16 protein-coding genes and 2 pseudogenes are annotated in these 21,987 nt (G+C 72.5%); 10 read left to right on the plus strand and 8 right to left on the minus strand.

Annotated features, from left to right (window positions below):
* Positions 1-101 precede the first annotated feature (101 nt).
* From IE274_RS08040 to IE274_RS08060, 5 genes are all read right to left on the minus strand, one after another.
* Positions 102-1,724 (minus strand): molybdopterin-dependent oxidoreductase, encoded by a 1,623-nt coding sequence (locus tag IE274_RS08040; RefSeq protein WP_190114923.1) that lies wholly within the window; start codon positions 1,722-1,724, stop codon positions 102-104.
* A 202-nt stretch (positions 1,725-1,926) separates the two neighbouring features.
* Entirely contained in the window at positions 1,927-2,694 is a 768-nt protein-coding gene (locus IE274_RS08045; RefSeq protein ID WP_190114924.1) for an anti-sigma factor, read from the minus strand.
* Positions 2,691-3,275, minus strand: a complete 585-nt coding sequence (locus IE274_RS08050; RefSeq protein ID WP_190114925.1) for a sigma-70 family RNA polymerase sigma factor — start codon at positions 3,273-3,275, stop codon at positions 2,691-2,693. The genes IE274_RS08045 and IE274_RS08050 overlap by 4 nt, the downstream gene beginning before the upstream one ends.
* 660 nt (positions 3,276-3,935) lie before the next feature.
* The gene (locus tag IE274_RS08055; protein WP_190114926.1) at positions 3,936-4,367 is read right to left on the minus strand and encodes an ArsR/SmtB family transcription factor; all 432 of its coding nucleotides are present in this window, start codon (positions 4,365-4,367) and stop codon (positions 3,936-3,938) included.
* 24 nt (positions 4,368-4,391) lie between these two features.
* On the minus strand, positions 4,392-5,435 hold the full coding sequence (locus tag IE274_RS08060) for a LacI family DNA-binding transcriptional regulator (protein ID WP_190114927.1): 1,044 nt from the start codon (positions 5,433-5,435) through the stop codon (positions 4,392-4,394).
* A gap of 267 nt (positions 5,436-5,702) precedes the next feature.
* Here IE274_RS08060 and IE274_RS08065 point away from each other — a divergent pair, with 267 nt between their 5' ends.
* From IE274_RS08065 to pulA, 7 genes and pseudogenes are all read left to right on the plus strand, one after another.
* The gene (locus tag IE274_RS08065) at positions 5,703-6,974 is read left to right on the plus strand and encodes an extracellular solute-binding protein (RefSeq protein ID WP_190114928.1); all 1,272 of its coding nucleotides are present in this window, start codon (positions 5,703-5,705) and stop codon (positions 6,972-6,974) included.
* Between the two features lie 2 nt (positions 6,975-6,976).
* Positions 6,977-7,996, plus strand: a complete 1,020-nt coding sequence (locus IE274_RS08070; RefSeq protein ID WP_190114929.1) for a carbohydrate ABC transporter permease — start codon at positions 6,977-6,979, stop codon at positions 7,994-7,996.
* A gap of 8 nt (positions 7,997-8,004) precedes the next feature.
* The gene (locus IE274_RS08075) at positions 8,005-8,895 is read left to right on the plus strand and encodes a sugar ABC transporter permease (protein WP_372447216.1); all 891 of its coding nucleotides are present in this window, start codon (positions 8,005-8,007) and stop codon (positions 8,893-8,895) included.
* Between the two features lie 86 nt (positions 8,896-8,981).
* A complete protein-coding gene (locus IE274_RS08080; RefSeq protein ID WP_190114930.1) occupies positions 8,982-10,646 on the plus strand; it encodes a glycoside hydrolase family 13 protein in 1,665 nt (554 codons plus the stop codon).
* Positions 10,634-11,698, plus strand: a complete 1,065-nt coding sequence (locus IE274_RS08085) for a LacI family DNA-binding transcriptional regulator (protein ID WP_190114931.1) — start codon at positions 10,634-10,636, stop codon at positions 11,696-11,698. Before IE274_RS08080 ends, IE274_RS08085 begins: the two co-directional genes overlap by 13 nt.
* Before the next feature lie 139 nt (positions 11,699-11,837).
* Positions 11,838-13,247, plus strand: a pseudogene (locus IE274_RS08090) (alpha-amylase); the annotation flags it as partial.
* A gap of 169 nt (positions 13,248-13,416) precedes the next feature.
* A pseudogene (gene pulA / locus IE274_RS08095) lies at positions 13,417-16,041 on the plus strand (pullulanase-type alpha-1,6-glucosidase); the annotation flags it as partial.
* Between the two features lie 10 nt (positions 16,042-16,051).
* Here pulA and IE274_RS08100 read toward each other — a convergent pair.
* A complete protein-coding gene (locus IE274_RS08100; protein ID WP_190114933.1) occupies positions 16,052-17,305 on the minus strand; it encodes an FAD-binding protein in 1,254 nt (417 codons plus the stop codon).
* Positions 17,306-17,507: 202 nt separating this feature from the next.
* On the opposite strand from IE274_RS08100, the gene IE274_RS08105 reads away from it, so the two are divergent.
* Together IE274_RS08105 and IE274_RS08110 are read left to right on the plus strand one after the other, a co-directional pair.
* Positions 17,508-18,920 carry an MBL fold metallo-hydrolase gene (locus IE274_RS08105; RefSeq protein ID WP_190114934.1) on the plus strand — a complete coding sequence of 471 codons (1,413 nt, stop codon included), beginning with the start codon at positions 17,508-17,510 and terminating at the stop codon, positions 18,918-18,920.
* The gene (locus tag IE274_RS08110) at positions 18,917-19,864 is read left to right on the plus strand and encodes a sulfite exporter TauE/SafE family protein (protein WP_190114935.1); all 948 of its coding nucleotides are present in this window, start codon (positions 18,917-18,919) and stop codon (positions 19,862-19,864) included. Before IE274_RS08105 ends, IE274_RS08110 begins: the two co-directional genes overlap by 4 nt.
* Before the next feature lie 52 nt (positions 19,865-19,916).
* Here IE274_RS08110 and IE274_RS08115 read toward each other — a convergent pair whose 3' ends face one another.
* Complete coding sequence (locus IE274_RS08115) at positions 19,917-20,198, minus strand: metal-sensitive transcriptional regulator (RefSeq protein WP_030358230.1); 282 nt, start codon at positions 20,196-20,198, stop codon at positions 19,917-19,919.
* Between the two features lie 80 nt (positions 20,199-20,278).
* Between IE274_RS08115 and IE274_RS08120 the strand changes: the two genes are divergently transcribed.
* Positions 20,279-20,863 carry a rhodanese-like domain-containing protein gene (locus tag IE274_RS08120; RefSeq protein ID WP_190114936.1) on the plus strand — a complete coding sequence of 195 codons (585 nt, stop codon included), beginning with the start codon at positions 20,279-20,281 and terminating at the stop codon, positions 20,861-20,863.
* A 24-nt stretch (positions 20,864-20,887) separates the two neighbouring features.
* Here the strand turns inward: IE274_RS08120 and IE274_RS08125 are convergent, their stop codons facing one another.
* Positions 20,888-21,331: a protein-tyrosine phosphatase family protein gene (locus IE274_RS08125; RefSeq protein ID WP_190114937.1), complete on the minus strand. Its 444-nt coding sequence runs from the start codon at positions 21,329-21,331 to the stop codon at positions 20,888-20,890.
* Positions 21,332-21,987: the final 656 nt, after the last annotated feature.

Here is a 21,987-nt window from a genome sequence, read left to right on the forward strand (position 1 = left end):
CGGGGTGAGGGCAGCGACTTGGTGCCGCGGCGGGCAGGCCAGGGAGGGGATTCGGGTGCGGAGCGGAGGGCTCGCGCACGTGTCGGAGGCGTGGACGGGGTTCAGTCGACGGTGACCACCACCGAGTGCCGGCCGCTCGCCCCGTCGGGGATCGTGCGGGTCCGTCGTGCGGTCTGGACCGCTCCCGTGCGGTCGGTCGCCCGCACGGTGAGGGTGTGGCCGCCGGGGGTGGCGGGCCAGGGGAAGGACCACTGGCGCCAGGTGTCCCGGGTGTCCTCCGCGGCCAGGTCGGCCGGCCGCCAGGGACCGTCGTCGACGCGCACCTCGACCTTGTCGATGCCTCGGTGCTGCGCCCAGGCCACCCCGGCAACCATCACCGTGCCTGCCTTCGGCCTGGCGAAGGGCTTGGGAGTGTCGATCCGGGACTGGGTCTTGACCGGTGCCTCGCGGGCCCAGTCGCGCTTGACCCAGTACGGGTCGTAGTCGTCGAACGTCGTCAGCTCGATGTCCTCGATCCACTTGCAGGCGGACACATAGCCGTACAGACCCGGCACCAGCATGCGGACGGGGAATCCGTGGGCGAACGGCAGCGGCCGGCCGTTCATGCCGAGCGCGAGCATCGCGTCGCGGCCGTCCATCACGTCGTCCACGGGTGTGCCGATGGTCATGCCCTCCACCGACCGGGCCACCAGCTGGTCCGCCGGGCCTCCTCGGGAAGGGGGCACCACGCCGTGCTCGGTGAGCAGGTCCGCCAACCGCACCCCGATCCAGCGGGCGTTGCCGACGTAGGGGCCGCCGACCTCGTTCGACACGCAGGTCAACGTGATGTCCCGTTCGATCAGTTCGCGTCCCAGCAGGTCCGCGAAGGACAGCCTGGTCTCGCGTGTGACGCCTGTGCCGTGGATCCTCAGACGCCAGGTGCCGGCGTTCACCTTGGGCACGACCAGGGCGGTGTCCACCCGGTAGAAGTCCTTGTTGGACGTGATGAAGGAACTGACTCCCGGCACGCGCACCCGTGCGCCGGCGGGCACGGCACGGGCGGGCGAGGCCGGGGAGGGCAGTTCGACGCCCTCGCGGGAGGCGACGGCAGCTCTGCCGCGTGAGGCGTTGAACGATTTGCCCAGGGCGCCGACCCCGGTCGACGCGGCCGCCGCGACGGTGGCCGCGATGACGAAACCGCGCCGGTCCCACCCGGCAGGCGTGTGCTTGTCCGGGCCCGGTACGTCGCCGGACGTCGGCGGTGCCGAGGCCCGGTCGACGGCCCAGGGAGAGGTTGTGGCCAAGCGGCCACCGAGCCCGTACAGCAGGCCGGCCCCGACGACGGAGCCCGTCAACGACGGCAAGGCGTCGCTGAGCGCGGTCGAGTCGGGCCGACCGGTCGCGGCCAGCGCGCCGATCACGCCGAAGAGCAGTACGCCCGCCGCCCCGACGAGGCGTCGCCGCAGGGCGACCACGCCCAGCACCCCGGCCAGCAGAGCGAGCACGGCGAGGATGCCGATCTGCAGGACGAGTTTGTCGTCGGTGCCGAACTGCTGGATCGCCCAGTCCTTGACCGACGCGGGCGTGCGGTCGATGGCTGCCCCGCCGACCGCCACCACAGGGCCTGCCTCGGGCCGCACCGCGGCGGACACCAACTCGGCGGATGCGAGAGCGGCGAAGCCGGCCAGTAGGCCGCTCACGGCTCCCGCCAGCACCCGCCACCCGTCCAGCCGCCGCAGCGGCATCCTTAGCTCTGTTCTCACGTGAGGTATCCGGTGCCAGGGGGGCTCGTGGATTGGTCCGACCCCCGAAAGGGTGAGACGGGGCCGAGTGAGTCCCCCGGGCCCGGGAACGCCGGGCTCCGGGCGGCCGTCATGCCCGGGGCCGCGCGGGCATGCCACTGGGCGGGGCGGCCGTCCGCCATGGGCGAGAGCTGCTTCGGGCGCGTCAGGCGGGGAAGAGCATCTGCGCCACCGGGACGGTGGTGGGCTTGGCCGACCCTCCGGACGGCTCCAGGGTGATCCCCATGCCGGTGGCCCTGTCGACGGGGCCGTCCATCAGCATCGCCTGGGAGTCGCGGCCGGGGCTGAGGAGACCTGCCGGGCGCATGGACCCGTCATCGTCGAACCACAGTTGGTAGACCTTCCCCCGCGGGGGTTCGGGCAGGCCGGCCGCGACGAACGCGGCCCGGTTGCGGCTCGCCGACACCACCACCGTGGCGCTGGCGCCGTCGGCGAGCCTGCCGGTGCGGGTCCGCGCGTCGGGTGCGGTCAGCACCGACGCGAGTTCCTGCGACTGCTCCCGGGCCTCCTTCCGAGCCTGGTGGGTCTGGTCGCGGGCGTCCTGGGCCTGCTGGTGCTGCCAGAGGGCGGTGCCGCCGAAGGCCGCGGCCGCGGCGACGCAGGCGGCGAGCGCCCACCGGGAGACCGGGCGGGCCCGGCGAGATGTGCGGGGGAGGCCGGACTCCGGTTCGGCGCGCGGTACGTCCTGGCGCACGGAGGTGATGCGGCGGAGCACGTCGTCCCGCATGCCCCGGCGGGGGGCCGTGGCAACGGCCAGCCCGAGGCGCGCGGCGGTCTCGGTCAGCTCGCGCACCTCCTGGGCGCACGGGTCACAGTGCGCCAGGTGTTCCTCGACCCGCGCGCGTTCCTCGTCCTCCAGCGCGTGCAGGGCGAAGGCGCCGGTCAGTGTGTGCGGGTCGTCGGAGCGGGTCATGCGCTCACCCCCAGGCAGTCGCGGAGCCGGATGAGTCCGTCGCGCAGGCGGGTCTTGACGGTGCCCAGGGGCAGGGCGAGGAGTTCGGCCACCTGTCTGTAGGTGAGGCCGCTGTAGTACGCCAGGGCGACGGACTGGCGCTGCAGTTCGGTCAGGGTGCGCAGGCATCGGCGTACCTGTTCGCGTTCCAGGTGCGTCTCGACCTGCTCGCTGACCTCGTCGAACTCCGGGGTGTGCGCCAGCAGGGCGGCCTTGTGCTCGCGAGCGGCCGAGGCTTCGACGGAGCGCACGCGGTCCACCGCGCGGCGGTGGGCGAGGGTGAGGATCCAGTTCATGGCGGTGCCCCGGTCCGGCCGGTAGCGGGGCGCGGTGCGCCAGACCTCCACCAGGACGTCCTGGGCGACCTCTTCGGACTGGGCGTGATCGCGCAGCACACGGCGTACGACGCCGAGGACGGGGCCCGCCACGGCGTCGTAGACATCGGCGAACGCCTCTTGCTCACCGCGGGCCACCCGGGCGAGCAGCTCTTGGAGATCGGGCCCCGGTGCCGATGGGATTCCGATGTGCACGACTTCCTTCACGCGGTGTTCCTCCAGCACGAGTCGCCCTATGAGGATGATCCGTAGCCGAGGGCGCCGCGGATTGGTCCGGCCCGCAGTCCGTCTCGGGTCTCCCGCATGATCGGCGTGAGCCGTTGAGGGCGGGTACTCGGCGCGCCTGACGAAGGGCACCTGCCGCACGCAGTGCGTCGTGCGGCAGGTGCCTGGCGGAGGGGGCCGGCGACTTCATCCGGGCGGAGGGGTCCGGGTACCTCGCATTCCACCGGGAGAACTCATATCGCCGACCGCTTCCGCGTGTCCGGGATCCCTCACGAACCCGACACCGGTAATCCGTGGCTGCGCGGGTGGCGGATTGGCCCTCGGGCGTGATCCCTGACACGAGGCCCGGGCCGCACGGGCGGCCCGTGGAGTCCGACGGCCCCTCCTGCGCGTTCGCGCCCGAGCGGCGAGGCCGCCGCCACCGAGCCGTGACCGGCGGCGCACCGAGGGGGAACGAGACGAGCCGCGGCAGCCCAGCGACACCACCGTCCGACTGAGTCCGGCTAGGGCGTTTCTGACGGCTCTTGAAACCGTCAGATGGCTGTCACGGGTGTGGGCGCCGGGGCGAGCAGCACCTCGCGGGGCAGCTCCCGTTGCGCCGACGATCTCCCTGGCGGCCGACCAAGAGCCATCAGAAACGCCCTAGTGCTCGGTGGCCGGGCGGCGGCGGACCGCCCGGGCCCTCGTCCCGCGCGCGGTGACGGTCTGCTCCTGCGCGGCGGCCGCCGCGGGCTCCGCGGGAGCGCCCGGTACCGCCGCACCGGCGGCGGCGCGCGCCACCAGCGCCGCCTCGTCCAGGAGCCCCCGCACATCCGCCGCGCGGTAGTAGATCCGGGTGCCCTCCCGGCGCGGCACCACAAGCCCGGCCGCCCGCAGCTTCGCCAGGTGCTGGGAGGTCGCGGCCACATGCGCGCCGAGCAGCTCAGCGAGCGCGCTGACCGGCAGTTCCTGCCCGCTGAGCGCCCACAGCAGCCGGTACCGCGAGGGGTCGGCCACCGCCTTCAGCACCGCCACCGCACGGTCCGCGGCCTCCGTGTCCCACGGCTGGCCCTGCGACTGTCCTTGCGCGTCCATGCAAATAGGGTAGCGGGCGCGGTCTCAGGACGCCGTGGCCGTGGCCCCGCCCTTGCGCCCCGAAGCCGTCGACCCGCGGACCACCAGCTCCGGCAGGAACACGAACTCGCTGTGCGGCGCGGGCGTGCCGCCGATCTCCTCCAGGAGGGTGCGGACCGCGGCCTGGCCCATGGCCTGGACGGGCTGGCGGATCGTGGTCAGCGGCGGGTCGGTGAAGGCGATCAGGGGGGAGTCGTCGTAGCCGACCACCGAGACCTCGCGCGGCACGTCCAGGCCCTGCTCGCGGGCCGCGCGGATGGCGCCGAGGGCCATCATGTCGCTGGCGCAGACGATGCCGGTGCAGCCCTTGGCGATCAGCGCCGTCGCCGCGGCCTGCCCGCCCTCCAGCGTGTACAGGGAGTGCTGGACCAGCTCGTCGGCCTGCGCGTCGGACAGGCCGAGCCGCTCGCGCAGGCCCAGCCGGAAGCCCTCGATCTTGCGGACGACCGGGACGAAGCGCCGGGGGCCGACCGCCAGACCGATGCGGGTGTGGCCGAGCGAGGCGAGATGGCGCACCGCCAGCTGCGTCGCGGCCCGGTCGTCGGTGGAGACGAAGGGCGCGTCGACCTTGGGGGAGAAGCCGTTGACCAGGACGTGCGGGACGCCCTGGGCGCGCAGCGAGCCGTAGCGGTCCATGTCGGCGGTGGTGTCGGCGTGCAGCCCGGACACGTAGATGATCCCGGCGACGCCGCGGTCCACCAGCATCTCGGTCAGCTCGTCCTCGGTGGAGCCGCCCGGGGTCTGGGTGGCGAGCACCGGCGTATAGCCCTGGCGGGTCAGGGCCTGGCCGATCACCTGGGCGAGCGCGGGGAAGATCGGGTTGTCCAGCTCGGGCGTGATCAGGCCGACCAGGCCCGCGCTGCCGCGCCTGCGCAGCCGGACGGGCCGTTCGTAGCCGAGCACGTCGAGTGCGGCGAGAACGGCTTCGCGGGTGGCCGCGGCCACGCCGGGCTTGCCGTTCAGGACCCGGCTGACGGTGGCTTCGCTGACTCCCGCCTGGGCTGCGATGTCGACGAGCCGCGCGGTCATGCACGGGACTGTACCGCCGGAAACCGGCCTTGCCCACCCGCTTGCTGAAAGCTTGCAGCAAGCCCTGTCCCGGAAGACCGCAACGCACAGGACACACGACGGTAACGATCACCTGCTCTTGCAGAAATTTCTCGCAAGGTCTTTCGGCTGGTTTTCAAGCCTGTTACGTTCCTGCCAACCCGGCGCCGCCTCGAGTGCGGCCAGCAGGAGGCACCTCTTCGTCTCTCCTCATTCCGGGTCATTCCGGGACCAGTTGAAGGAGTACACATGCGGCGTGGCATAGCGGCCACCGCACTGGTCGCAGCCCTTGCGATGACAGCGGCGGCGTGCGGCGGCGACGACGGTGACGGCGGCAAGAAGAGCGGCGGCAAGCTCTCCGGGACCGTCACGTTCTGGGACACCTCGAACGACGCGGAGAAGGGCACGTACAAGAAGCTGGCCGAGGGCTTCGAGCAGCTCCACCCCGGCGTCGACGTCAAGTACGTGAACGTGCCGTTCGGCGAGGCCAACGCCAAGTTCAAGAACGCGGCCGGCGGCAACTCCGGCGCCCCCGACGTGATGCGCACCGAGGTCGCCTGGGTCGCCGACTTCGCGAACCTCGGCTACCTGGCGCCGCTGGAGGGCACGGCCGCCCTCGACCAGCCGGCCGACTTCCTGCCGCAGGCCGCCGCGAGCACCAAGTTCAAGGGCAAGACGTACGCGGCGCCGCAGACCATCGACACCCTCGCGCTCTTCTACAACAAGAAGATGCTCAAGGCCGCGGGCGTCGAGGTCCCCAAGACCTTCGAGGACGTGAAGTCCGCCGCCAAGAAGATCAAGTCGAAGTCCGGCAAGACCGGTCTCTACCTGCGCGGCGACGACCCGTACTTCTACCTCCCGTACCTCTACGGAGAGGGCGGTGACCTCCTCGACACCAAGAAGAAGCAGATCACCGTCGACGACGCCGAGGGCGGCAAGGCCTTCGAGGTCATGAAGGACCTGGTCGACTCCAAGGCCGCCGTCACCGACGCCAGCGACGGCTACAACAACCAGCTCAACGCCTTCAAGGACGGCGACGTCGCCATGGCGCTCGACGGCCCCTGGTCCATCGAGGGCGCCCTGCAGGGCAAGCAGTTCAAGGGTGAAAAGGCCAACCTGGGCGTCGCCCCGGTGCCCGGCGGCAGCGCCCGGCAGGCCTCGCCGCAGGGCGGCTGGAACCTCGCCGCGTACGCCGGTTCCAAGAACCTCGACGCCTCGTACGAGTTCATCAAGTACATGAGCTCGGCGAAGGTGCAGCAGGAGACCACCGAGAAGCTGAGCCTGCTGCCGACGCGCACCTCCGTCTACGACGTGAAGTCCGTCAAGGACAATCAGATGGTTCAGTTCTTCAAGCCGGCCGTCGACAAGTCCGTGCAGCGGCCCTGGATCCCCGAGGCCAACTCGCTGTTCGAGCCGATCCGGCTGCAGATGGGGAAGGTGCTGAACGGCAGCACGTCGCCTGCTGACGGCGCCAAGAACATCGGCGACGCCTACCGCAAGCTCCTGAAGGACTACAAGTAGGCATGGCAGTCGACAGCGGCCACTCCGTGGCCGGGGCCGTGGACGCCGAGCGCGTCCCCGGCCCCGGCCGCCGGACCGGCAAGACCCCCGGAACCCCCAGCCGCCTGCGCAGGGCACTCAGCACCCACTGGTACGCCTGGGCCATGGTGGCCCCCGTGGTGGCCGTCATCGGCGTGATCGTCGGCTATCCGCTGCTGCGCGGCGTGTACCTGTCGACGACGAACGCCAACGAGGCGAACGTCGAGCGCAGCATCGGCGTCAACCACATCCCGGCGACGTACGAGTCGGTCGGCCTGGACAACTACCAGGCGATCCTCGACGACGGCGTCTTCTGGGACCGGCTCACCTGGACCGTCATCTGGACGGTCTCCTGCGTCGCCCTGTCGTTCGTGCTCGGCCTGATCCTCGCGAACATGCTCAACCGCAAGGTGAAGGGCCGCTCGTTCTACCGGATGGCCCTCATCCTGCCCTGGGCCGTGCCCGCCTTCGTGTCGGTCTTCACCTGGCGGCTGCTCTTCAACGAGAAGAACGGCATCCTCAACAAGATCCTCGCGGGCGGCGGCATCGACGCGATCCCGTGGCTCAACGACCCCACCTGGGCCAAGATCTCGGTGATCACCGTCAACGTCTGGCTCGGCGTGCCCTTCATGCTCGTCGCCATGCTCGGCGGCCTGCAGTCCATCCCCGGCGAGCTGTACGAGGCCGCGGAGATGGACGGCGCGAACGCCTGGCAGCGCTTCCGCCACATCACCCTGCCGGGCCTGCGCACGGTGAGCAGCACCGTCGTCCTGATCAGCGGCATCTGGACCTTCAACATGTTCCCGGTGATCTTCCTGCTCACCCGGGGCGGTCCGGGCGATGCCACCGAGATCCTGGTGACGTACGCCTACCGGCTCTCGTTCGTCGTCAGCCCGCGCGACTTCGCCGGGTCCGCGGCCTGGGGCGTGCTCATCCTGCTGCTCCTTTCGCTCTTCGCGGTGGTCTACCGCCGCGCGCTCCGCAAGCAAGGAGAGGTGTGGTGACGACCCCCGTGAAGACATCCACGACACCGGACGCGACACCCGGGACCACGGGCAAGGGCCGGGCCCGGCGGCCGCGCGGCGAGCGCGGGCCGCTGGCCTCCGTCGCCCTGCACGCCACCCTGCTGATCGCCAGCGCCGTCGCCGTGCTGCCGCCGCTGTGGCTGCTCGTCACCTCGTTCAAGCCGACGAGCGAGGCGTTCTCCACGTCCCTCGTGAAGGACTTCACCTTCGGCAACTACGACCACGTGGTGAACGACACCGAGTTCCTGAGCTGGGTCGGCAACTCCCTGTTCGTCGTCGGCCTGACCACCGTCATCGGCGTGTTCATCTCGGCGACCACGGGCTACGCGGTGAGCCGGTTCAAGTTCCCCGGGATGCGGCCCCTGATGTGGCTGCTGCTCATCACGCAGATGTTCCCGGTCGCCGTGCTCATCGTGCCGCTGTACAACCTGCTCGCGAGCATGGAGCTGCTCAACCAGCCCATGGGCCTGGTCCTCACCTATCTGACGATCGCCGTGCCGTTCTCCGCGTGGATGATGAAGGGCTACTTCGACACCATCCCGGTGGAGATCGACGAGGCGGGCCGGGTGGACGGCCTCAACCCGTTCGGCACCTTCTGGCGGCTCATCATCCCGCTGGCCAAGCCCGGCCTCGCCGTGACCGGCTTCTACAGCTTCATCACCGGCTGGGCCGAGGTCGCCTACGCGTCCGCCTTCATGACCGGCGAGGAGAACCTCACCCTCGCGGGCGGCCTGCAGACCTTCGTCAACCAGTACACCAGCGACTGGGGTTCGCTGACCGCCGCGGCCGTCATCGTCGCGGTGCCCGCCGCCGTGATCTTCGGCTTCGTGCAGCGCCACCTCGTCTCCGGACTCACGGCCGGCGCGACGAAGTCCTGACCCCGGCGCCCCGCCCGGATCCCGCATCCGGCGGCCCCGCTCCATCCGCACCACGACTCGACCAGACTCGACCTCTCAGGGAACACATGACCCAGCATCTCGCTGCCCCTGCCGCCCCCGACTCCGGCACGCGTACGGACTGGTGGCGCGACGCGGTGATCTACCAGGTCTATCCGCGCAGCTTCGCCGACGGCAACGGCGACGGCATGGGCGACCTCGAGGGCATCCGGGCCCGCCTGCCGCACCTCAGGGACCTCGGCGTCGACGCCGTCTGGCTCTCCCCGTTCTACGCCTCGCCGCAGGCCGACGCGGGCTACGACGTCGCCGACTACCGCGCCATCGACCCGATGTTCGGCACCCTTCACGACGCCGACGCCGTGATCAGGGACGCGCACGCCCTGGACCTGCGCATCATCGTGGACCTGGTGCCCAACCACTCCTCCGACCGCCACGACTGGTTCCGCCGGGCCCTCGCGGACGGCCCCCGTTCGCCCCTGCGGGAGCGCTACCACTTCCGCCCGGGCAAGGGCCCCGGCGGTGAACTCCCGCCCAACGACTGGGAGTCCATCTTCGGCGGCCCCGCCTGGACCCGCACCACCGACCCCGACGGCACCCCCGGCGAGTGGTACCTCCACCTGTTCGCGCCGGAGCAGCCCGACTTCAACTGGGAACACCCCGCCGTACGCGACGAGTTCCGCTCCATCCTGCGCTTCTGGCTGGACATGGGCGTCGACGGCTTCCGCGTGGACGTCGCCCACGGCCTGGTGAAGGCCGAGGGCCTGCCGGACATCGGCCACCACGACCAGCTGAAGCTGCTCGGCAACGACACCATGCCGTTCTTCGACCAGGACGGCGTGCACGACATCTACCGCAGTTGGCGCCACGTCCTCGCCGAGTACGCGGGCGACCGCGTCCTGGTCGCCGAGGCCTGGACGCCCACCGTCGAGCGCACCGCCCACTACGTGCGCCCCGACGAGATGCACCAGGCCTTCAACTTCCAGTACCTCGGCACCCACTGGGACGCCGCCGAGCTGCGGGCGGTCATCGACGGCTCGCTGGCCGCGATGCGCCCCGTCGGCGCCCCCGCCACCTGGGTCCTGTCCAACCACGACGTGACCCGGCACGCGACGCGCTTCGCCAACCCGGCCGGGCTCGGCACCCAGCTCCGCACCCCCGGCGACCGCGCCCTCGGCCTGCGCCGCGCCCGAGCCGCCACGCTCCTGATGCTGGCCCTGCCCGGCTCCGCGTACCTCTACCAGGGCGAGGAACTGGGCCTGCCCGACGTCACCGACCTGCCCGACGAGGTCCGCCAGGACCCCTCGTTCCACCGGGCGCAGGGGCAGGACGGGTTCCGCGACGGCTGCCGGGTGCCGATCCCGTGGGCCGTCGATGGCCCCTCGTACGGCTTCGGCACCGGTGGCAGCTGGCTGCCGCAGCCCGCGGGCTGGGGCGAGCTGAGCGTCGAGGCGCAGACCGGCGACCCGACGTCGACGCTGGAGCTCTACCGCGAGGCGCTGCGGGTGCGGCGTACGCAGCCGGGGCTCGGCGCGGGCGACGGCATCGAGTGGACCGGCGCCCCGGCAGGCGTGCTCGCCTTCCGGCGCGCGGAGTTCGCGTGCACCGCGAACACCACCGGCGAGCCCGTACGGATCGTGGCGCCCGGCCGGATGCTGCTCGCGAGCGGCCCCGTCGACGTGACCGGAGCCGAGGTGGAGCTGCCCGCCGACACCACCGTCTGGTGGGCGGTGTGACGACCTCCCCGCCGCGGGACGCCGAACGCGGCGCCCCGCGGCTCGCGGACATCGCCGCCCAGGCGGAGGTCAGCGAGGCCACCGCGAGCCGCGTCCTCAACGGCAAGGCAGGTGTGGCCGCCGCGACCCGGCGCCGTGTCCTGGCCGCCCTTGACGTGCTCGGCTACGAACGGCCCGTGCGGCTCAAGCGGCGCAGCGCGGGCCTGGTCGGCCTGGTCATCCCCGAGCTGACCAACCCGATCTTCCCGGCGTTCGCGCAGGTCGTCGAGCAGGTGCTGGCCGGGCACGGCTACACGCCGATGCTGTGCACGCAGCTGCCGGGCGGCGCCACCGAGGACGAGCTGGTGGAGCAGCTGGAGGAACGCGGCGTCAGCGGCATCGTGTTCCTGTCCGGGCTGCACGCCGACGCGAGCGCCGACCACGGGCGCTACCGGGAACTCGCGGGCCGGGGCGTCCCGTTCGTCCTCATCAACGGCTACAACGCGGACATCCCCGTCTCCTGCGTCTCGGCCGACGACCGGGCGGCCGTGCGGATGGCGGTGCGCCACCTCGCCGACCTCGGGCACGAGCGGATCGGCCTCGCCATCGGGCCGACCCGCTACGTCCCCTCGCGGCGCAAGGCGGAGGGGTTCGCGGCGGCGCTGCACGAGCACGTCGGCCTGGCACCGGGGGAGGCCGAACCGTTCGTGCAGCGCACGCTGTTCACCGTCGAGGGCGGCGCGGCCGCGGCCGGGGCGCTGCTCGACCGCGGCTGCACCGCCGTGGTCTGCGGCAGCGACATGATGGCGCTCGGCGCGGTCCGGGCCGCCCGGCAGCGCGGCCTCACGGTGCCCGGCGACGTGTCCGTGGTGGGCTTCGACGACTCGCCGCTCATCGCGTTCACGGACCCGCCGCTGACCACGGTGCGCCAGCCCGTGCAGGCGATGGCGTCGGCCGCCGTCGGTGCCCTCCTTGAGGAGATCAACGGAAATCCCGTGCAGCGCACGGAGTTCGTCTTCCAGCCGGAGCTCGTCGTACGAGGCTCGACGGCCCAGGTGCGTCCCAAGGGTTGACCGTGATGATTGACGGTCGTACGGTCACGGGCGAAAACACTGCCGCAATCTTGCTGCAACAACCTTCAACGGTCGCGCGAGCACGCCGCATTGGCACCGCCGTGGAAGGCCCCCCACTTCACCCGCGCAGGAGGCCCCCGTGACACGTCGTACGCGCACGCAGCCAGCAACCGCACGCAGGACCCGGGCCGCGACCCTCGCCCTGCTCGCCGGAGTCGGCGGGAGCCTGGTCGGCGGCGCGCCGCAGGCCGCCGCCGCCCCGCCCGGCGCCAAGGACGTCACCGCCGTCCTCTTCGAGTGGAAGTTCAGCTCGGTGGCCAAGGCGTGCACGGACCGGCTCGGCCCCGACGGCTACGGCTACGTCCAGGTGTCGCCCCCGCAGGAGCACATCCAGGGCCCGCAGTGGTGGACGTCGTACCAGCCCGTCAGCTACAAGATCGCGGGTCGGCTCGGTGACCGGGCCGCCTTCAAGAGCATGGTCGAGACCTGCCACGCGGCGGGCGTGAAGGTCGTCGTCGACACCGTCATCAACCACATGGCAGCGGGCGACGGCACCGGCACCGGCGGCACCTCGTACACGAAGTACACCTACCCGGGCAGCTACACGCGGCCCGACCTCGACAACTGCACCGCCCAGATCTCCAACTACCAGGACCGCACCAACGTCCAGGAGTGCGAGCTGGTCGGCCTCGCGGACCTGGACACCGGCGAGGACCACGTACGCGGCCGCATCGCCGCCTACATGAACGACCTGCTCTCCCTCGGCGCCGACGGATTCCGGGTGGACGCCGCCAAGCACATGGCCGCCGGAGACCTCGCGAACATCAAGTCGCGCCTGAAGGACCGGAACGTCTACTGGAAGCAGGAGGCGATCTTCGGCGCGGGCGAGGCGGTGTCGCCGGACGAGTACCTGGGCAACGGCGATGTACAGGAGTTCCGCTACGCCCGCGACCTCAAGCGGGTCTTCACCGGCGAGAAGCTCGCGTACCTGAAGAACTTCGGCGAGGGCTGGGGCTACCTGCAGTCCGGCAAGTCCGCCGTGTTCGTCGCCAACCACGACACCGAGCGCGGCGGCGACACCCTCACCTACAAGGACGGCGCGAACCACACCCTCGCGCACGTCTTCATGCTCGCCTGGCCCTACGGCGCCCCGGACGTCCACTCCGGCTACGAGTTCACCGACCGCGACGCGGGACCGCCCAACGGCGGCCAGGTGAACGCCTGTTACAGCGACGGCTGGAAGTGCCAGCACGCCTGGCCCGAGATCAAGGGCATGGTGAAGCTGCGCAACACCGCGCACGGCACCGGCGTCACCCACTGGTGGGACAACGGCGACAACGCCGTCGCGTTCGGGCGCGGCGACAAGGCGTACGTCGTGATCAACCACGAAGGTGCCGCGCTCGACCGGACCTTCCAGACGTCCCTGGCCGCGGGCAGCTACTGCGACGTGCAGAGCGGCCGGAGCGTCACCGTCGACGGCTCGGGCCGCTTCACCGCCTCCGTCGCGCCGAACACCGCACTCGCGCTGCACACCGGCGCCCGCACCTGCTGACCGGCCACCGGCGCGCGCGAGCCGCCGACCGGCCATCCGTCCCCAGAGGAGAGTCCCCACCGTGACCGGCTCCGTACGCCGCACCACCGCGGCCCTGGCCCTGGCCCTGCTCGCCGCCACCGTGCCCCCGACGGGCGCGGCGGCGGCGCCCGGGAAGCCCGCCCGCCAGGCCCGCGCCGCCGACGCCGACCTGACGAAGGCCGAGGCACAGTGGATCGACCGCGACACCGTCGCCTGGAACGTCCCGGCGGGCACCGCCGACCGGGGCGCCGAAGGGGCGGGCGCGGAGACGGAGTTGGTGTACGCGCGGACCGGTGGGCTCACCGTCGAGGACGGCGAACTCACCGGCCGGGGCGGCCGGATCCGGCTCGCACCGGTGCCGGGCGGCCTCACCGAGGACCAGCGGAAGGCGTTCCCGCACCTGCGGACCTACGCGGCCTTCCGCGTCGATCCACGCGACCGCCGCCGGATCCGTGCGGCCCTCACCGGCCAGGTCGTCGCGGTGAGCCGCGCCGACGGCGGCGCGCTGCGGGCCACCACCGGCGTCCAGACCCACGGCGTCCTCGACGACCTGTACGGCCCCGACGCCACCAAGGCCCCGCTCGGCCCCGACTTCGGCCGGGGCGGCCCGTCGCTCGCGGTGTGGGCGCCCACCGCCCAGAACGTCCGGCTCGACATCGACGGCCGGACCGTGCCGATGCGCCGGGACGCGGCGTCCGGTGTGTGGTCGGCGAGCGGGCCGAGGAGCTGGACCGGGAAGCCGTACCGGTACGTCGTGAAGGTGTGGGCGCCGAGCGTGCGCAAGGTCGTCACCAACAAGGTCACCGACCCCTACGCCACCGCCCTCACCACCGACTCGGCCCGGAGCCTCCTCGTCGACCTCGACGACCCGCAGCTCGCCCCCAAGGGCTGGCGGACCCTGCGCAAGCCGCCCGCGACACCCCTGCGGGACGCGCAGATCCAGGAACTGCACATCCGCGACTTCTCCATCGGCGACCGCACGGCCGAACACCCGGGCCAGTACCTGGCGTTCACGGACCGCACGTCGAACGGCATGCGACACCTGCGCAGGCTCGCCAGGTCCGGGACGTCGTACGTCCACCTGCTGCCCGCGTTCGACATCGGCACCATCCCCGAACGCAAGTCCCAACAGAAAACGCCCGACTGCGACCTGGCGTCGTTCGCGCCGGACTCCGAGGAGCAGCAGGCCTGCGTGGGCAAGGCCGCCGCCAAGGACGCCTACAACTGGGGCTACGATCCGCTGCACTACACCGTCCCCGAGGGCTCCTACGCGAGCGACCCCGAAGGCCCGCGGCGTACCGTCGAGTTCCGCAAGATGGTGCAAGGCCTCAACGGCGCCGGTCTGCGCACCGTCATGGACGTCGTCTACAACCACACCGTCGCGAGCGGCCAGGCCGACAAGTCGATCCTCGACAAGATCGTGCCCGGCTACTACCAGCGCCTGCTCGCCGACGGCTCCGTGGCCACCTCCACCTGCTGCGCGAACACAGCCCCCGAGAACGCCATGATGGGCCGGCTCGTCGTCGACTCCATCGTCACCTGGGCCAAGAAATACAAGGTCGACGGCTTCCGCTTCGACCTCATGGGACACCACCCGAAGGCCAACATCCTCGCCGTCCGCAAAGCCCTCGACGCCCTCACCCTGAAGAAGGACGGCGTCGACGGCAAGAAGATCGTGCTCTACGGAGAGGGCTGGAACTTCGGCGAGATCGCCGACGACGCCCGCTTCGAGCAGGCCACGCAGCGCAACATGGCGGGCACGGGCATCGCCACCTTCTCCGACCGCGCCCGCGACGCCGTGCGCGGCGGCGGCCCCTTCGACGAGGACCCCGGCGTCCAGGGCTTCGCCAGCGGCCTCTACACCGCCCCCAACGCGTCCACCGCGAACGGTACGCCCGCCGAACAGAAGGCCCGCCTCCTGCACTACCAGGACCTGATCAAGGTCGGCCTCACCGGCAACCTGGCCGGGTACGCCTTCACCGACTCCGCCGGCCGCGAGGTCACCGGCGCCGACGTCGACTACAACGGCGCCCCCGCCGGTTACGCGGCCGCGCCGGGCGACGCCCTCGCCTACGCCGACGCCCACGACAACGAGACGCTGTACGACGCCCTCGCCTTCAAGCTCCCGCGCGGCACCGCACCGGCCGACCGGGCCCGGATGCAGGTCCTCGCGACGGCGACGGCGACCCTCTCGCAGGGCCCGGCGCTGTACCAGGCGGGCAGCGACCTGCTGAGGTCCAAGTCCCTCGACCGCAACTCCTACGACAGCGGCGACTGGTTCAACGCCATCCACTGGGACTGCCGCGACGGCAACGGCTTCGGCCGCGGCCTGCCGCCCGCCGCCGACAACAAGCCCAAGTGGCCCTACGCCAAGCCCCTCCTTGCGGACCCCGCGCTCGCCCCCGGCTGCGCGGACATCCGCGGCGCCGCGGCCGCGTACCGGGACCTGCTGCGGCTGCGCGCCACCGAACCGGCCTTCTCGCTCGCCACGGGCGAGCGGGTCCAGCGGGAACTGTCCTTCCCGCTGTCCGGCACCCCGGCGGAGACGCCCGGCGTCATCACCATGCGCCTCGGCTCCCTCGTGGTCGTCTTCAACGCCACGCCGCAGGAGCGGTCCCAGCGGATCGCGGACCTGACGGGGAACGCTTACGCGCTGCATCCCGTGCAGGCGCGCGGAGCCGACCCCGTGGTCAAGTCGGCCGCGTACGAGAAGAGTTCGGGGACCTTCCGGGTCCCGGCGCGCACGGTCGCGGTGTTCCAGCGCGGCTGACCGCCGCCGCTCAGGCCCGGCCGAGGACGTTCCGCACGAAGGCGTTGCGGAACGTCCCGGCCGGGTCCAGCTCTGTCACGAGCGCCGCGAAGTCCGCGAGGCGCGGGTGGACGGCGTGCAGGCCCGTCGGCGGGGTGCGGAAGAGCTTGCCCCAGTGGGGGCGGGGCGCGAACGGCGCCAGGGCCTCCTCGATCCGGGCGATCACCGGCAGGACGGCGGCCGGGTCCGGCGCCCAGGTGAAGTGGAACGCCACCGCGGCACGGTCGTACGCGAGGCTGAGCCACTGCGTGTCCGCCGCGACCGTACGGACCTCGCAGACCTGGAGGACCGGCGCGATCGTCTCCCGGACGGCATCGAGGGCCTGCAGCGCGGGGAGCGCGTCGGCGCGCGGCAGCAGGTACTCCGACTGGAGCTCGGCGCCGCTGCTGGGTGTGAAGTCGGCGCGGAAATGCGGCAGCCGGTCGTGCCAGGGGCCGGGGACGCCGAGCTGCCGCGTGCAGTTGTCGGCGGGCACGCCGGGCACCGGGTGGTGCGGCTCGGTGGCGGGCGCGGCCCACGGGAAGTCGACGCCGCGCCCCGCCCGCTGCTTGAGACACACGGTCGTGAAGCGCGGCCCGCGCCAGTCCGTGAAGAGGCTGACGCTGTACGCCGACGACGTCACCGCGTCGAAGTCGAGCCCCGCCAGCGGGAGGTCCACGAACAGGTGCTGCGCCACCTCGTACGCGGGCTCCAGGTCGAGGGTCAGCGCGGTCACCACGCCGAGCGCGCCCAGCGAGACCACGGCGCCGTCGAACCCGGCGTCCCCGCGGCGCAAGGTGACGAGCGTGCCGTCCGCCGTCATGAACTCCACCGCGCACACCGACGACGACAGCGGCGGCAGCGCGTTCCCCGAGCCGTGGGTACCGGTCGCCACCGAACCCGCCACCGAGATATGGGGGAGCGAGGCCATGTTGGCGAGCGCGAGGCCGAACGCGTGGACGCGGTCGGCGAGTTCGGCGTACCGGACGCCGCCCGCGACCCGCACCGTGCGCGCCGCCGTGTCGACGTCCACGGTGGGCGGCAGCCCGGCCAGGGTGATGAGGGTGCCGTCCGGGTCGTCGGTGTCCGCGATGCGGTTGAAGGAGTGCCCGCTGCCGAGGACCCGCACCTGCCGGGCGCCGGTCACGAGCGCCCGCAGCTCCGCCGGCGAGGCGGGGCGGTGCAGTCGGCGGGCCGTGAAGGCGATGTTCCCCGCCCAGTTCGTCACCATGTCGTCGTCGCTCATGCTCGTCGTTCCTCCGGGGCGGGGCTTGTGGGTGGGGCGCTTCCTCGGGGCGGGTGGGGTCATTCCCGGCCATCGTGCCCCGCCGCGCGGAGCCGGAAAATACCCCCTTGGGTATGGTGAAGGTGGAGGATTCCATACCCCCGGGGGTAATGACCCGAGGGCGCAGCCCCGGAAGGGCGGAAGCGGAAAGGGAGTGACAGCCGTGTTCTTCGTCGACACCCTCGAACTCGCGGGCCTCGGCAACCGCAGCTATCTGGCCGGAGGCCAGGCCGTCGCCGTGGCCGTCGACCCGCCACGCGACATCGACCGGGTCATCGCGGCAGCGGCCCGCCGCGGCGTACGGATCGGGTACGTCGCGGAGACCCACGTCCACAACGACTACGTGAGCGGCGGCCTGGAGCTGGCCCGGGTGACGGGGGCGCGGTATGTGGTGCCGGTGGGGGCGGGGGTGGCGTTTGCGCATGTGGGGGTCGCTGATGGTGATGTGGTGTCGGTGGACGAGGCGGTGGACGGGGCCGTGGACGGGGCAGTGGCGTTGCGCGCCGTCGCCACACCCGGTCACACGCCGCACCACCTGTCGTACGTCCTGACGGTGGGCGGCCACCCGGTGGCGGCCTTCACCGGCGGCTCCCTGCTCATCGGCACCGTGGGCCGCCCCGACCTGGTCGAACCAGGCCTCACCGAGTCGCTGGCCCGTGCCCAGCACGCCTCGGCGCACCGGCTCGCCGAGGAACTGGACGACGCGGTGCGCGTACTGCCCACCCACGGCTTCGGCAGCTTCTGCTCGGCCGCGCGGTCCGAGGGCGACACGACCACCATCGGCGCGGAACGGACGGCCAACCCGGCCCTGACCCAGGACGTGGACACGTTCGTGGCCGAACTGCTCGCCGGGCTCGACGACGTGCCCGCGTACTACGCGCACATGGGCCCGGCCAACGCCGCCGGGCCCGCGCCCGTCGACCTGACCCCGCCCGGGCCCGCCGACGCCGAGGAGATCGCCGCGCGGCTCCGGGCCGGGGAGTGGGTGGTGGACCTGCGCGGCCGGGTGGCGTTCGCCGCCGGGCACGTCGTGGGGTCACTCAACTTCGAGGCCGAGGGCAAGCTCGCCACGTATCTGGCGTGGCTGATCCCGTGGGGCACCCCGGTCACGCTGCTCGCCGAGTCGCCACGCCAACTGGCCGACGCGCAACGTGAGTTGGTGCGCGTGGGCATCGACCGTCCGGCGGCGGGCGCGACGGGCGACCCCGGCGACTGGGTACGCGCGGGGGAGCGCCTCGGGTCCTTCCCCCGAGCCACGTTCGCCGACCTGGCCGATGCCCGCAAGGAACGGGACGACGTGGTGATCCTCGACGTGCGCCGCGCCTCGGAGCGGGCGGGCGCCCACATCGAGGACTCCGCGCACGTGCCGCTGCACGCCCTGCGCGGACGCCTCGGCGAGGTGCCGGACGGCGTGGTGTGGGTGCACTGCGGCAGCGGGATGCGCGCGGCGATCGGGGCGTCGCTGCTTGCCGCGGCCGGGCGCGAAGTCGTCGTGGTGGACGACGTGTTCGACGCGGGCGCGCTGGCCCGGGCGGGGCTGCCCGTCCACGACGGCCGCTCCTGCACCCGAACGTGAGCCCGCTCGTCCTGGCCCTGGCCGCCGGGGCCGTGGTCGGCCTGGCCCTCGGGGCACTCGGCGGGGGCGGCAGCATGCTCGCCGTGCCCGCCCTGATCTACCTCCTGGGCTTCACCCCGGCGGCGGCCACGACCGCGAGCCTGCTGATCGTGGCGGTCACGTCTGCCACGGCGCTGTACGCCCACGCCCGCTCGGGGCAGGTGCGGTGGCGGGCGGGGACGCTGTTCGCGGCGACCGGGGTTCTGCCCGCCGCCGGGGCCGGGGCGGTGGCGGGTCGGCTGCCCCAGCCGGTGCTGACGGCGGCGTTCGCGGGTGTGGCGGGGGTTGCCGGGGTGTTGATGCTGAGGGTGGGGCGGAGGGGGAGCGGCGGTGGCACGGCATCCGGGGACGGGGAGTCTCGTGGGGACGGCAGTGTGTCTCGCGGGGACGGCGGGGAGTCTCGCGGGGGCGGTGGAGTGGGGCGTGTGAACGGCGTGGAGCCTTCGGACCGGGTGGACCCTTCGGGCGGGGTGGAGCGCCCGGACGGGGCAGGGCGTGCGGTCCGCGCGGAGCGGGCTGCGGCGAAGCCGGGGCGGGCGGCCGGGGCCGGGGCCGGGCTCGGTGCGCTGACCGGGCTCCTCGGTGTCGGCGGTGGCTTCCTCGTCGTACCGGCCCTCGTCACCGTCCTCGCCTTCGAGATGCGGGCCGCCACCGGAACCAGCCTGCTGGTCATCGCGGTCAACTCCGTTGCCTCGCTGGTCACGCGCGGCAGTACGACGACCGGCCTCGACTGGGCGGTGGTCGGGCCCTTCACCGGCGCGGCGATCCTCGGCGCCTGGGACGGCAAGCGGCTCGCGGCCAGGCTTTCCGGGTCCGCGCTGCGCCGCACGTTCGCGGTCGTGCTGCTCGCGGTGGCCGCCGCGATGGCGGCGGACGCGGTCGCCCGGGGCGGAGGCTGGGGGTGACGGGAGCCGTGGGCGCCGACTCACGCCACCGTCAGAAGCGGCGGACGCCCCCTCACGCCAACGACAGGAACAGCTTCTCCAGGCGTGCCCGCATCCGCTCCCGGTCACCGCTTTCGGCCAACTCCGTGTCGGTCAGGCAGTGCTGGAGGCCGGTGGCGATGATGGCGAACCCGGCCTTGTCCAACGCCCGGGACGCGGCGGCGAGCTGGGTGATGACGTCCTCGCAGTCCCGGCCCTCCTCGATCATCTTGATCACGCCGTTGATCTGGCCCTGGGCCCGGCGCAGCCGGTTGACCGCCGTCTTCAGTTCCTCGGCCGCCATCGTCAGTTCCACTGGTCACTCCGATCTGGATACCCCTATGGGTACCGTACGGGAGTGGTGCACGTATCAACCAAGACATCCCGAGGCATCCGATGAAGGGAACCCCCGTGCCGTCCCCCACCGCGCTCACCGCCGACCAGGCGCGCCAACGCCTGGACGAACTGGCCGTCGTAGACGTCCGCACCCCCGGTGAATTCGCCGCCGGGCACCTGCCCGGCGCCCACAACATCCCCCTGGAACGCCTCACCGAAGCCCTGCCCGCCCTGCGGGCCGCGGCGGCACGCGGCGAACTCCTCCTGGTGTGCGCCTCCGGCAACCGCTCCGCCCGTGCCTGCGCGACCCTGGCGGAGAACGGCGTCCCCGCCGCCACCCTCACCGGCGGCACCACCGCCTGGACACAGCGCGGATACGACGTCGAGCACCCCCAGGGCACACCCCGCACCGCCTGGGCCATGGAGCGCCAAGTCCGCCTGGCCGCCGGGTCGCTGGTCCTGACCGGCCTGGCCCTCGGGCTGCTGTGGCCGTACGCCCTGTGGCTGTCCGCCGCGATCGCCGGTGGCCTGGTCTTCTCCGCGCTCACGGACACCTGCGGCATGGCCCGCGTCCTGGCCAGGCTGCCGCACAACCGCCCTCGGGACGCCGACCTGGACGCCACGCTCGTGGCCCTGAACCGCTGACGTGCCCGGTGCCCCGGGCGGGCGTCAGCCGGCGGGCGGGGTGCCGAAGTCGCGTACGTAGCGCCGCTGCCAGGGTGTCTCGACGGCGCGGCGGTGATAGTGCGCGCGCACATAGGCGACGGCCTCCCCGGCCGGGACGCCGTCGAGCACGGCCAGGCAGGCGAGGGCCGTGCCGGTGCGCCCGAAGCCGCCGCCACAGGCGATCTCCACCCGCTCCGTCGCGGCGCGCGCCCAGGCCTCACCGAGGAGTTGACGCGCCGCGACCCGGTCCGTGGGCAGCCAGAAGTCCGGCCAGCGCAGCCAGCGCGCGTCCCACGGCACCTCGGGCGGCTGCTTGCCCTGGAGGTGGACGGCGAACATGGGCTCAGGTCCCGCGGGCAGCGGGCGACGGAGTCCCCGGCCGCGCACAAGTCGGCCGGAGGGCAGCCGCAGCACGCCCTCGGCGGTCTCATTCCAGGTCTCAGCCACATGATCACTCTACGGAGGAAAGGGGCAATGCGGCGGGAGTTGCGCTCCGGGCGAACCAGCGCGCTCAGGGAGACACAGCTCACGGAGCACTTCCCGCACGAAAGGGACAATGGCCACCCCGACCTAGCCGATACTCACCCGGTTCTAACGGAATCTTGACTTCGACAGGGCATATTGACACGCATGACAACCATGGTTCCTGTCTGCCCGTACTGCGGCCGGGTGGAATGCATCTGTCCGGCAGTGGCCGGCCACTTCGCGTCGGCCCGCGCGTGCGCGTCGACAGTCACACCGCCGCGTGTCAGGCGGGGCGCACCGACCACGCGGACGTTGATACGCCGCGTGGGCCCCGCCCACCGGACGGGGTCCCACCACCCCGCCCCCCGTGCACGGCGCACCCCCGCGCCGCGCACAGTGCCCCCGACCGCCGCGAGCAGCACGACCGCGACGGCGGTCTGCCCGTAGTCGGTGCCCCCACCGACGCATGACCTGCCGTCGTCGGGTACGCCGGACATCTGGCCGACGACGACGGCACCCAGTACCGTGCCGGTGCCGCCCTCATCGACGCACCATCGATGAACGAGGCAGTGATCGCCACGAGTTCGCGCGCCGCATGGGTCTTCGGCATGCCCGCGTACTCGCCGCCGACGGGTCGG

Source organism: Streptomyces flavofungini, assembly GCF_014650815.1.
In the GTDB taxonomy this organism is placed as follows: domain Bacteria; phylum Actinomycetota; class Actinomycetes; order Streptomycetales; family Streptomycetaceae; genus Streptomyces; species Streptomyces flavofungini.